The following is a 12,115-nucleotide window of genomic DNA, read 5'->3' as shown; positions in this document are numbered from 1 at the left end:
TGACATAAACAAGAATATATACCGTTTGCACGACGATTATCTAAAGCACGCTAGCTTGCGATGAACAGCCATAGACAGAGGATGAGCGAGATATATGCGCAGTGTTGTTTTAGACTTGAGAATTGACTCCACTGTGCGAGTCGATGAAACTGGCATGAATATTTTCATCTGGGCGATCTTTCTGGGCCGAAATCAAGTACACTGCGCTCCTTTTGTTTTATGATGAGCGTTTGGTTCGCTTGATAAGACAAACGTGACAAGCATCATTTAGGAAATAGAGCAGAATGAGCAAGGGCAAAAAATACGATTTTCGCGTGACACAGTGCGACAAAGGTTGGAAAACTGAAATCACTCGTCGCATGACATCAACTAAAACAGTTGTGTCTAAGAGCCATGATGGTTTTGCGACCGAAGCCGAAGCGCAAGCTTGGGGCTTGACTGAATTACAAGTGTTTTTAGGCACGTTAACTGAGCGCAACAAACGTCGTTCAGAGAAACAAGCTAAAGCAAAATTAGCGGCAGCATTAGCGGCTGAAGCGGCAACTGATGCCGAAGATCTTGATGAAGATGATTTCGATGAAGAGTAACACCCACTCGTTCAGTATTGTCTTATCAAGCTAGTGTGACTGTTAGGGCGCGCATGACGCGTTCTGAAACGTCACTCTGGCTATGAATAACAAAAGGCGGATCTTAGGATCCGCCTTTTGTGTTTTTGTCGCTTAACCTCTTTGAGCTTATCACCTCATTTCTTCCTGTTCCTTCATGTTCTCTCTGCACATTTTGGCCGATTTAAGGGCGTTATCATTATTATTCTGTTTTTAGATAACTCTCTTGTTTTTGGCGAGTTTCAGCGCTATTGCGTATTCTATACCATTAATAAATAACGATAATTATTATCGTTTGGTTTACTTGGATTCGGGTCTGTGCTCATATGTAGATAATTCGAACACACGTTTAATTTTATTAAGGTAAGGGAACTCCTATGAAACTACTTCAATCCAGTTTATTACTGTGTTTGTCGGCTTCGGCAACCATGAGTTATGGCCAAGCCTTAGATGGAGAGGCGTTACGCTTGCTACAGGCGTCGCTAAAGGATTCGACTTTAGATGCACAAGCTCAGTTAACCAATACTAAGCGGGCATTGGCGTTAGATTTGAGCCATCAATATGCGCAGCTTGCGCCTATCTTACAGACTGAAATAAACCAGTATCAGTTGGCAGTAAATGCCGATGACATTCTGTCTCAGCATAGGCTCAATGATAATGTGATCACCAAAGCCGATGCGTCGATTCGTCGAGTGAAGGGCCTAAGTGCCAAAGCAGATTCTCTGGTGCAAGTGCGTCTGGCGGATGAAACCATGTTAACCCCATGGCAGCAAGGTGAGTCTCCTTTATTTGCCTATGAGCCCGATGGTGACGAGCGTCAGTGGGATTATATTGAAGCCTTTGATATTCATGGGCAAGTTCATCAATTAGACGTGTATAACCTACCGCAGCAGCCGGTGTTTGTGGTCGGTATCGATAGTAAAAAAGCCTTTGTGGCTGGCTTAGAGGTGATGCGGGCGACATTTGCCGAAGCACAATCGGCGAAAAAAGAGGGCGCGCTACTGAGCCGTGCGCAAACACAGGCGGTGGCAGACAAGCCTATTTCAACCACAGTGATCAAACAAATATCCTTGAAGGATGACCATGAGCCGTGGATTTCTGGTCGTGCCGAGATTTACGGCATAGTGACTGGGGTTGACCCGAGCCGTGAAGAACCTGTGCTCGATATCGTCGAAATGCCCTATTTAGATTATGCGGATATGACCTATTATCCGAATCAAATCATCATCCATTGGGAGCGTTATCGTTGGGCAGCTGCGGACATGATCCTAATGGAGCATGACGATGGCACTAACTATAAAGTGTTGGCCTCTAAGTTGTTGGAAGCGGCAGAGCAGATCTTAAAGTCGATCCCCGATCCTGAAGCTCAGGGTTATGCGCTGATCCCGCAAATCACCAATGGTATTTTAAGTGTGATGCCGGATGCTTGGTTCACTAATGACGATGACTTTGTTGACGTGTATTACACCTTGCAGGAAGGGGTTGAATATCCTAACTTGAACGGGGCTAACGGTAATGCGATGACGAGCTTTGCGCCATTAGTCATCCAACCAAGACCCTGATGAATCATTGCGGCTAAATGCAATGGCTGGAATGTAAAAGCGGATCCTAAGATCCGCTTTTTTGTTTTTATCACTTAACGTTAGGCTAAGCCATTCACCTTAAGCTTTTAGCTTGAAACTACCTTGCATAATCGCCCAGTGGCCTGGGAAGCTGCAGAAGAATTGGTAGGCTTCAGTAGCGCTCATGCCAGCAGTGCTAAAGGTGATAGACGTTGATTCGCCGCCGCCCACTAATGGCGTGTGAGCGATAACGCGAGTATCACCCGCTTTGACATAGGCTGCATCAGGACCGGCACTCATACCTTCGGTTGCTACGGCTGACATATCAGCTGCCTTAGTTAATACCCAGTTGTGGCCCATAGCTGCTTTTGGCAAAGTGCCTGAGTGGGTTAAGGTTAAGGTCACTTCTTTACAGCTTGCAGGTACAGACAGCTCTTTAGTGTCAAATTGCATTGCATCAGTGGCGGCAATTTTCAGTTCACATTCGTTGGCACTCGCTTGGCTAGCGAATAATAATCCGAGGCCGATTAGGCTAGTGCTGGTCACGTTACGTAAAGCTGTGCTTTTTGCTTTCATCTGGTACTTCCTTATTTGAACAAGGGTAGCCGAGTCCTTTTGACTCGGACATGCGCCTGCCAGCATAAGCAATCTTTATTAAATGGGAATGAAATCAGCGTGTAAATTATGTATATGCAACTTTCGTTTGAGTGCTGCATTCTCTGTGACTGCAACATCCTGTAACGGCAAAATCGCTAGCGGTAAACATAGACGAGCGAGTACTTAGCTGGCGTGAACTAAGTACTCGCGGATTATCATTAATGGCTTTGATTTATAGCTTTGATTTATAAATGATAATTTAGAAAGTCTGACTCAGGGCGTCTAACTCAAAGTCGCTTACTTTTTTAGTACGAAAGCTCCTGTCGATATGGGATAGCACGCTGTGCGCCTTGGCGAGTCACAGTAATGGCACTGGCCGCATTAGCAAATCCAACGGCGGCGGCAATCGACATGCCTTCGCTCAAGCCAACGACTAAGGCGCCGTTGAAGGTATCTCCTGCGGCGACTGTGTCTATGGCTTGCACTTCAAGCGCGGGTACTAGCCCAGTAAAACCTGGGCTGCTGATATATGCGCCTCGACTGCCTAAAGTGATCACCACAATCCCTACACCTTGCTGGTGGAGGAGCTGCGCAGCCATTTGGGCATCATCGAGATGATTAATTTCAACGCCTGTTAAGGCTTCTGCTTCTGTCTCATTAGGCGTAATAACATCGACCCACTTGAGTACATCGTGCCCAAGGGCGGTCGCTGGAGCGGGATTTAATACCGTCGTCACACCAAGATTTTTGGCCATTTTTAGCGCTTTTGCCACTGTGGCAGCAGGGGTTTCTAATTGTGCTAATAAGTACTGAGCATTAGCAAACAGAGCATAGTGATGTTCTAAATCATCGGGTGAAAGAGTGGCGTTGGCACCCGCAGCAACACCAATGGTATTTTCACCGTTGTCACCGATAAAAATCATCGCTGTGCCGGTACTCTGCTCCGCTACTTGGCTAATTCCTTCTGTACTTATGCCATCTTTAATCCAGCTTTGACGCATATCATCGCCGATACTGTCTTGGCCGAGGTGGCAGATAAAGTCAGTACGGGTGCCTGGTTTGGCTAAGCGCGCGCAGGCGACGGCTTGGTTGGCACCTTTGCCGCCCAGTTCGAGGCGATAATCTCGGCTCATCAAGGTTTGCCCTGCTGCGGGCAGGTACTCAAATTTCATCACATGATCGGCATTTGCACTGCCGATAACGAGTATCTGGCTCATAGAAAACTCACTGTTATTTTCATCTGCGATTGAGATAAGTTGGATCATAGACACGTAAACTGTCTACCAGTAAATCGACAAAGCCTAGTCTATCGAGCCCAAATAGCACAGTCGCATTGGCGGTTTTGCCAGTGAGTTGATAGCGATCAACCACTGTCATGCCTAAGGTCAACTCGCTTTGGGTTTCAATCCCGACCCAGCAATCTTGTGCCTCAAACAGCTCAGGTTTGAGCAACCAAGCGATAGTACAGGGGTCGTGCAATGGCGCGCCAATAAAGCCCCATTTAGGATCTCTGTGGTAAATCATAAAGAAATCCAATAACTCGGCGACGCACTGAGCAATTGGATTTGGGATGGCGCGAATCCGTTCTATGTCTTCATCCATGATTTGCGCTTGATGGGTCACATCGAGCCCGCACATAGTGATGGGAATACCTGACTTAAAGACGATATCGGCGGCTTCGGGATCGACAAAAATATTAAACTCGGCGGCAGGCGTCCAATTACCGACACCCGCGGCGCCGCCCATCAGCACAATGCGCTCTATTTTAGGGTGTAGCTCGCTATGACTCGCCAGTAAAAGAGCAATGTTCGTCAGCGGCCCAGTGGGCACTAAAGTCACTGGCTGAGTGCTTTGGCGGATTTGCTGCGCCATCAGTTCAACGGCCGTTATGGCTTGTGGGCTGAAGCTAGGTTCAGGCAATGCGGGGCCATCGAGTCCTGTCTCGCCGTGAACATTGTCGGCGATAATCAGTTGACGTGTTAGCGGCTTAGTGGCACCGCCCGCGACTGGGATATCACCACGGTTTAACAGGGTTAAGATCCGCAGGGCGTTGTTGAGGGTTTTATCTGGGGTTTGATTGCCTGCGCTAGTCGTGACGGCAAGGGGAACGAGGTCTGGGTGAGCTAAGGCTAAGATCAGCGCGATAGCATCGTCATGGCCGGGATCGCAATCAAGAATGATGTGACGAGTCATACTGTTACTCCTTTAAACAGCGGTACTGGATGCTTAGAATAGCATGCCATAAGTTAGGCTCTAGCCTGTGGAGGGTACTTGCAGAGCAAACCGTGAGCGTTTTCGTCTTTTTATCAACAAGCTGCTAGAATTCTGCCCGTTTTTGACACTAGGCGATGTTAGGTTAATCCATTCTTGCTCTGTCTGCTGCACAACATTGAATGACATATCCAAGCAAATACAAGGAAATAAGTAATGCTCACTCATCGAATCACTTGGCCTAAGGCTTTACTCGCGGGCATGGTTGCCATGCCGATCTCTGGCTGCAGCAATCCTCAACCTATGGCCATTATTGAAAGCAATAACGAGTCATTGCTGCAGTTCGATAACGGTAAACTCATCCAATTTAAGGAAAAACCGAGTCCGCAGTATCGCCATATTCCCTGTGATTTACCGGCAGTAAGTTCCGTGATAGCAAATGATATGGCAGTGGCTGCCATCACCCAAAATGGCGATGTGATCACTTGGGGAAATAGTTTTAGCGGCGGCGATAGCCGCGAAGTTGCTGCGGAGCTTAAACACATTAAACAAGTCGTGCCTGTAAAGGAAGGTTTTGCCGCCCTGCGTGAAGATGGCACTGTGGTGTACTGGGGACGTGCAGGGAAACTGAGTCTCGACAAAGCCCTGCAAAGCCGTATGACAAACATCACTAAACTCTATGCTAACCGTGAGGCGGTAGCCGCACTCGATGCCAGTGGAAAAGTGCACACTTGGGGTTATGGGCCCGAAGGCGGCAATAGCCAGCATGTGCAGGATAAACTGGTGGATATAGTTGATATCTTTGCCGAAGGACGAAGTTTTACGGCACTTAAGAAAGACGGCAGCACTGTGATTTGGGGGCAAGTTGAACGTTCAACCAATATGAAAAAGCTGCTGCCGCAGTTAATGGATGTTGTGCGTGTTGAGTATACCCAAGGGACCTATGCCGCTTTGAAAAAGGATGGCAGTGTCGTGACTTGGGGGCAGAGTAGCGATATTTACCCTATTCGCAGTGCGCTTCAGGATGTCGTGAGTATTACGTCAAATAGCTGTGCTTTTGCAATCTTAAGTCCAGCGGGAGAAGCGCACTTTTGGGGCAATGAAACGAACTGCGGTATCGATTGGCTCAAACAAACAGATATTAAAGGCGTGAACAGTATTGTCAGTGTCGGCACGGGATTTCTGTTGCTGCGTGACAATGCCGTACCGCAAATCCTCGTCGATAACAGTGACTACGCCTATTTATATGGTTTTCACTATGCCCAAGAGATCCTCAATCAATATTGGCAGGAGGGAAGCAAAATCACCATAGGTTCAGCATCATTTGTATTCACCCGTCCTGACGGCAAAGTCGTGCCAGTAGGCTATAGGGTTAACCTAGAAAATGTCGAGAAGCTCATAGAACGCATCCCGCGATTAACTTGGTTAGCGAGGGCGGGTGAGGGTTATGTCGGGATCAGTGAAAAGGGGGAATGGGTCTCTTGGTCGATGAATAACGAGATGTTCGCCAAATCTCCGCTGCAGCCAGCCGATTCGTTGGTGATTAAGCCGCTGGATTTTACCCCTGTTACCCAATGCGAAACGCAAGAGCAACGGCAGGCGATTCTGAGTCAGGAAAGGCCTAAACCTGAAGTAAAAATGTGGTTATTTAGCGAATAGCATTCACCTCTTTTACCATCACGGCGCAGATAAACGGAGTATTTCTCTGTTATTTACACCGTGACAGTGATTATTTCTTTTAAAGTGGCAGTTAATCTAGGCTTTTGACTGTTTTCAATCTGGGTTATTCGCTAGAATGCTGGGTGTTTTCTGTTCAATTTCATGATGTCGTATTAATTAGCATTAGTTATAAGTGCGATACAAGGATGATAAGTATGAAATTAGCATTGTGTTCACCTATTGGATTGTTTCAAGGTGCCAGTGTGTTATTACTCTGCAGCTTAATTGGCTCAGAGCCAGTTCAAGCCACATTAGATATAGCTCGGAGCGAAAGCGGCGCAGCTCATACCCATGTATTGCCCGTATTTGGTCAGCAATTAGGGTTCAATCTGCCTGCGGGCTGGAAGCAGGCTTATCATGAGGAGCAAGCTGGCATGTTTATGGCAGAATATGTGCCTGAGCAGGAAGCATTAACCCAGTGGAGTGCACTATTTTGCGTGCAGGGCTTTAAGGATATGGCCGAGAGTATTAGCCCTGAGCGTTTTTTAGATGCGATGGCCCAGACCTATAAATCGACCTGTGACGGCGAAGTGGTGTACCAGAAGCTCGGCGACACTGAAGTTGATGGACATGAGGGATTTAAGGCTATTTTAGGCTGTACAGCCATGCCCAATATCCACAATGTCACGCAAGTGAATCCCAAAGCCTATGCTTCAACTCCTCAAGGGGAAATTGGCTACTATACGGTTGTCAGTGGCAATAAAGATTTGTATCTACTGCATAAGTCGATGCGAGGTGCCGTTTTTTCTGCCGATAAACCACCATTGCAGGCAGATAATAGCCAAGATTTTATCTCCGCTTTAGTCCCATTCTCCTTGAAGTAGACCGTAGACGTTCGCTTGAGTTTGATGGACTTTCATCCGTATAGACGTCTATAATGCGCGCGCTCAGGCTCTATAATGTGCTGAGCCTTAAGGGAGTATCGCTGTTTTATTGATGGCTGTGCCCTATGAATCAAATTTTTAGTCAACCTTCTGAGGTGCTTGCGTGCGAAAGCCGCGAGATAATCGGGAAGCCAGTGAAATTCTGGCACTGCCCCCGCAACGGTAAAAGGTGAGAGAAGACCGCGTTTGATTGGTGTGTTCAAGACAGAACCCGATAGTCAGAATGTTAAAGGTCAGTCTCGCGTTAATTCTATTTTTACGGATTAACATAGCCTAAGTCCGGAGACCGGCCCTAAAGGTGTTTTTGAGATTTCGGTGGGCAGATCTCAAAATGCGATAGTCACTGTCAGTATCTTTTACTGAATGAACAGTATCGTGGCGCTAATGCCCCGTTTTCCTTGCAGGAGTTAAAGGTAAAATGGGAACAAATCCAACAAAAATCGCGCTGTTGATCGGTAGCCTTTGCAGTTTTTCCGTTATCGCGCCCGCTATGGCGGCTGACGCTACCAGCACAGCGAAAGTCGACGAGCATCTTGTCGTGATCGGCCGCTCTGACAATACCCCGTTAAATATTGCCGCGAATGTGAATGTGATTGACGCTGCGGCGATTGAAATGAGCGGTGCCACTAGTGTGACTGAGGTTTTACGCGGTCAAAGTGGTATTCAAATATCAGATAATAACATCGGTACTAGTTTTGCGATGCGTGGCTTTAGCGCCAGCACTGCTGTGAATAACACGCTGATTTTACTTGATGGTCGTCGCCTCAATAATATCGATATCGCAGCCCCTAGTCTTAATGCCATTCCGCTTAATCAAGTGGATCGTATTGAAATTTTATCGGGTAGTGCGGGTGTGCTTTATGGTGACCAAGCCGTGGGCGGGGTGATCAATATTGTCACTAAGTCCCCTGAAAATACTGGCGGCAGCGTGCAGTTATCTGGCGGTAGCTTTGATACCTATGAAGGTCGCGGTGATGTGTCTGGCGCGATCAACAAAGATTGGCGTTACTTTTTCACTGGTAGCTATAACCAAGGTGACAACTATCGCAAACATAATGCTAACGAAACCGGCTCTATTCTTGGCCGCATTCAATATAAAACGGCCACAGACTCGTTCTTCGTTGAAACCAGCTATTACGATGATGACCGTGAAAATCCTGGCTCGCTTACAAAAGATCAATTTAAAGACAACCCACGTGACTCTGGGAACGATAAGCAATATTCTCACGAGATGACCACTGCGGCGCGCACGGGTTATCAGCATCAGCTTAATCAAAATTGGGCTTTAGCAGCGGATTTAGATTATAGCGATACCTTAGTGTCTTCTTTTAATTGGGGGGCGAACAGCCATAACACGCGCTCACTGTTGATGTTTAGTCCTAAAGCGTTAGCGAACTACAGTACCCGTCAAGGTGAGCTAAACCTAGTCACAGGTTTAGACATCAGCCGTGGTAAGGCTGATTTTGACACTATGGCGCGCAGTAATGTGCAGCAAACACAAAGTGCTTACTTACAAGCCACTGTTCCATTAAGCCATACCCTAAGTTATGTTGTGGGTGGGCGATATGCGCGGGTGACCGACGAGTTAGTCGATCGCAAAGTTTATCCTAATGGTATCGATTTAGATGAAGATGCGACAGCATTTGAGTTTGGCCTAAACTACCGTCCTAGTACGGAGCACAGATTCTATCTACGTGGCGATGAAAACTTCCGTTTTGCGAAAGTGGATGAGCAAGCTTATACCCCTAAAGATGTGTTTGGCTTAAAGCCACAGACGGGCCGCTCCTATGAGGCGGGTTGGGATTGGACGCTTGCCAGCCAAACCCTGCGAGTGAACCTGTATCGCCTCGATTTAGAGGATGAAATCGTGTTCGATCCTAGCGCAGAGACACCTCCAAAAGGAGATTTCCAAGGTGCGAACGTCAATGCTGACGCTTCTCGTCGTTATGGCGCCAGTGCCGATTGGGATTGGCAAGTGACTAAAGCGCTGCAGCTCGGGCTAGAGTATAACTATATCGATGCTGAATTTACCGACGGTAACAATGATGGCAAGGAGCTGTCTTGGGTGGCAAAACACACGGGGCGCGGATATGTCAGTATGGATTTTGCTGAGCATTTCCAAGTCTTTGCCGAAGCAATTTATACTGGTAACCGCTTTATCGAAGGCGATAACGGTAATGAAGGCGATAAGCTGGCCAGTTACGTGCTCGGTAATTTAGCCTTGAACTACAACCGTGATGCTTGGCTTGCCAGCCTGCGTATCGATAACCTATTTGATAAAGACTATGTCAGCGCAGGCTATTACGGTGGCCTTTGGGGTGATAGTTATTACTCTGGTCGAGGTCGCGATATTCGTTTTACCCTTGGTTATCGCTTCTAGGCATTGATTCGCTCAATTTCGATAAAGCCAGACTCAGTCTGGCTTTTTATTTTTTAGGCTCTGTTCAAGGAATAAATTTTGAAATAGGTATAGTCTTGAATATCGTTTCAGTAGAGTGACTAAATTGTCGTTATCTTTAGTGGTTAGCGGGCAGCAATAACTAAACAGGAATAATTTATCTATTACTCTGCTGTTTGTGGCTGAAATTCTTTAAATTTTGGGTATGATGTGAACGGTAACCGAATTATCTTATTGTCAATAAACAGGTGCAAAGTGTCTTATGACAGATCTTGAGCAACAGGTTTTTACTCAAGTTAGAGCTATCATAGCGAACGAAGAGCAAGTGATTGGCCGACGAGGGATTTTAATACCACTCAAAAAAGCGATCCTTGCTGAAGGCGACATTCGTAACGTGATCGACATCATCTCGAGTGACCCCGCATTGGCGGCGCACATGTTAATGCGCAGTAATTCCGCACAAGCATCTGGGGTGATTAACCCTAAGACTCGCTCGTTGAAAGAAGCTTTAGTCCGCTTAGGTCAAGTGAATATCTATCGCTATGCCTTTACGTTTTATCTGCAAGAACGCCTCGATGAGCTGCCGCAGCCCTATAAAAAGTTAGTCCAAGGTTATTGGAAGTTGACTGAAGATATTGCAACAGATGCGGTGGACAGTTTAGCGGAGATGGAAGGCGTTGAGGTTGATGCTGATGAAGTGCAAACCTTGGCCCTGTTCAGTGTGTTCGGCCAAATTATCGCGCTCACGGCATTTGCCTATTTAAATGCTAATGCCGAACAATCATTCCCTTTAAGCGTGATTAAGTCATTGATTGATAATCAACAGCAGACTTTGACCATAGAATCATTCGAAGCGTTAGACTTAGATCAGGACTTACGCCAAGAGTTTATGATTGCCCATAATTTGCGTCAGACCCGCAATTCGAATTCCCCTGGTTTAATCTTGCGCCGCGTATTGTCTATGCGTGGTCTGTTGATGAATCCGCTGTAATATTTCGATGCATTAAATCGCTGTTTGATCCTATGAAATAGTCATTAGATTCATTAAAAAAGCCTGCATCAGCAGGCTTTTTTGTTAGGTTTCACCTGTGTTAATTTGTCTTCTGCTGGCGGGATAAACCTTCACTCGCCACCAGTTGTAACCAATTTTGGATCAAGGCTGAGTTGGCGCTATGGCGGCGATAGGCACCAAATAGAGGCCGTTTTAAACCTTCTTGCCCTAGCTTCACTGTGGTGAGGCTTAGGCCATGTCCTTCATTTATCGACCAGTTCGGCAGTGCGGCTATGCCGTCTTTACAGGCGATGCGTTGCAGTAACATCATGGTTAAATCACAGGTTTTCTGCTCACCCGCTTCTATGCCTGCGGGCTCTAAAAAATGGCGATAGATGTCTAAACGCGTCAGTGGTACGGGATAGCTGATGATCGGTAAATGCACTAATTGCTTAGGGGTGACATAGGCTTCTTTTGCTAGAGGATGATCTCTAGCAACCACTAACTTCACTTCAAAATCAAACAAATGCTGATAAGCGAGTGAATGCCCAGGCACAGGATCTGAGGTCAGCACTATATCCAGTTCACCCATTTCCAAGGCATTGAGTGAGTCGAACAAGTGACGGCTCGACAGATCTAACTCCGCTTGGGGATAGTCTTGTCTAAATTGCTCCATCACAGGCATTAACCAGCGAAAACAGCTGTGGCACTCAATGCCTACCCGCAACTGATTGGTTTCGGTTTCAAGGCCATTCTTAAGATCTGTCTCGGTTTCTAACACCTTAGGCAAAATCTCTTCCGCGAGATGAAGCAGGCGTGCACCTTCTTGGGTGAATGACAGCGGCTTACTCTTACGCACAAAAATAGGCGAGTTAATCCTTTGCTCCAACTCCTTAATTTGGTGGGAGAGTGCGGATTGAGTGACAAAACGTTTTTTGGCTGCGCCCGCCAAACTGCCACTTTCCTTCAGGGCCATTAAGGTTCGCAGATGTCTTAGTTCGATCATGTTCACTCCAGGTGAAATTCGCTCATGTTGTGCTTGAAATCAATTCGGTTGCTGGAATAGAGACTAACACAATAAACTTCTAGACGTCCAGACGCCCATTGTTATTTATCAAGGCGGAAATGCTGAAAAGTGCCAAGAGAAA

At 46.7% G+C, this 12,115-nt stretch carries 10 protein-coding genes and 1 riboswitch; of the genes, 6 read left to right on the top strand and 4 right to left on the bottom strand.

Features of this window, described 5'->3' with window-relative positions; translation table 11 throughout:
• Nucleotides 1-284: 284 nt before the first annotated feature.
• Both FW758_RS08835 and FW758_RS08830 read left to right on the top strand, forming a co-directional pair.
• A complete protein-coding gene (locus tag FW758_RS08835; RefSeq protein WP_446445188.1) occupies nt 285-587 on the top strand; it encodes a DUF3622 domain-containing protein in 303 nt (100 codons plus the stop codon).
• Between the two features lie 395 nt (nt 588-982).
• On the top strand, nt 983-2,167 hold the full coding sequence (locus tag FW758_RS08830) for a DUF3103 domain-containing protein (RefSeq protein WP_432371104.1): 1,185 nt from the start codon (nt 983-985) through the stop codon (nt 2,165-2,167).
• A gap of 99 nt (nt 2,168-2,266) precedes the next feature.
• Here FW758_RS08830 and azu read toward each other — a convergent pair whose 3' ends face one another.
• From azu to rihA, 3 genes are all read right to left on the bottom strand, one after another.
• The gene (azu, locus tag FW758_RS08825; RefSeq protein WP_006080224.1) at nt 2,267-2,743 is read right to left on the bottom strand and encodes an azurin; all 477 of its coding nucleotides are present in this window, start codon (nt 2,741-2,743) and stop codon (nt 2,267-2,269) included.
• A gap of 326 nt (nt 2,744-3,069) precedes the next feature.
• Nucleotides 3,070-3,981, bottom strand: a complete 912-nt coding sequence (rbsK, locus tag FW758_RS08820; RefSeq protein WP_006084108.1) for a ribokinase — start codon at nt 3,979-3,981, stop codon at nt 3,070-3,072.
• Nucleotides 3,982-4,000: 19 nt separating this feature from the next.
• Nucleotides 4,001-4,957 (bottom strand): pyrimidine-specific ribonucleoside hydrolase RihA, encoded by a 957-nt coding sequence (rihA, locus tag FW758_RS08815; protein WP_006080226.1) that lies wholly within the window; start codon nt 4,955-4,957, stop codon nt 4,001-4,003.
• Between the two features lie 234 nt (nt 4,958-5,191).
• On the opposite strand from rihA, the gene FW758_RS08810 reads away from it, so the two are divergent.
• The 4 genes from FW758_RS08810 to FW758_RS08795 all read left to right on the top strand — a co-directional run bounded on the left by FW758_RS08810 (nt 5,192) and on the right by FW758_RS08795 (nt 10,967).
• Entirely contained in the window at nt 5,192-6,634 is a 1,443-nt protein-coding gene (locus tag FW758_RS08810) for a hypothetical protein (RefSeq protein ID WP_446445187.1), read from the top strand.
• Nucleotides 6,635-6,849: 215 nt separating this feature from the next.
• Entirely contained in the window at nt 6,850-7,518 is a 669-nt protein-coding gene (locus FW758_RS08805) for a hypothetical protein (protein ID WP_107949135.1), read from the top strand.
• 136 nt (nt 7,519-7,654) lie between these two features.
• A riboswitch (cobalamin riboswitch) is annotated at nt 7,655-7,887 on the top strand.
• A gap of 109 nt (nt 7,888-7,996) precedes the next feature.
• Nucleotides 7,997-9,958: a TonB-dependent receptor gene (locus FW758_RS08800; protein WP_432358750.1), complete on the top strand. Its 1,962-nt coding sequence runs from the start codon at nt 7,997-7,999 to the stop codon at nt 9,956-9,958.
• Nucleotides 9,959-10,238: 280 nt separating this feature from the next.
• On the top strand, nt 10,239-10,967 hold the full coding sequence (locus FW758_RS08795; protein ID WP_006080230.1) for an HDOD domain-containing protein: 729 nt from the start codon (nt 10,239-10,241) through the stop codon (nt 10,965-10,967).
• A gap of 100 nt (nt 10,968-11,067) precedes the next feature.
• Here FW758_RS08795 and FW758_RS08790 read toward each other — a convergent pair whose 3' ends face one another.
• The gene (locus FW758_RS08790) at nt 11,068-11,973 is read right to left on the bottom strand and encodes a LysR substrate-binding domain-containing protein (RefSeq protein ID WP_446445186.1); all 906 of its coding nucleotides are present in this window, start codon (nt 11,971-11,973) and stop codon (nt 11,068-11,070) included.
• Nucleotides 11,974-12,115 lie beyond the last annotated feature (142 nt).

It is taken from the genome of Shewanella sp. 1180_01, from assembly GCF_052850535.1.
The sequence above is the reverse complement of the archived record's forward strand: the minus strand, read 5'-3'. Positions and strand labels throughout refer to the sequence as shown.

Coding starts and splice junctions, on each gene's coding strand:
- FW758_RS08810 (WP_446445187.1), top strand. CDS start 5,192: ATGCTCACTCATCGAATCACTTGGCCTAAGGCTTTACTCGCGGGCATG.
- FW758_RS08795 (WP_006080230.1), top strand. CDS start 10,239: ATGACAGATCTTGAGCAACAGGTTTTTACTCAAGTTAGAGCTATCATA.
- FW758_RS08790 (WP_446445186.1), bottom strand. CDS start 11,973: ATGATCGAACTAAGACATCTGCGAACCTTAATGGCCCTGAAGGAAAGT.
- rihA (WP_006080226.1), bottom strand. CDS start 4,957: ATGACTCGTCACATCATTCTTGATTGCGATCCCGGCCATGACGATGCT.
- FW758_RS08835 (WP_446445188.1), top strand. CDS start 285: ATGAGCAAGGGCAAAAAATACGATTTTCGCGTGACACAGTGCGACAAA.
- FW758_RS08805 (WP_107949135.1), top strand. CDS start 6,850: ATGAAATTAGCATTGTGTTCACCTATTGGATTGTTTCAAGGTGCCAGT.
- azu (WP_006080224.1), bottom strand. CDS start 2,743: ATGAAAGCAAAAAGCACAGCTTTACGTAACGTGACCAGCACTAGCCTA.
- FW758_RS08830 (WP_432371104.1), top strand. CDS start 983: ATGAAACTACTTCAATCCAGTTTATTACTGTGTTTGTCGGCTTCGGCA.
- FW758_RS08800 (WP_432358750.1), top strand. CDS start 7,997: ATGGGAACAAATCCAACAAAAATCGCGCTGTTGATCGGTAGCCTTTGC.
- rbsK (WP_006084108.1), bottom strand. CDS start 3,981: ATGAGCCAGATACTCGTTATCGGCAGTGCAAATGCCGATCATGTGATG.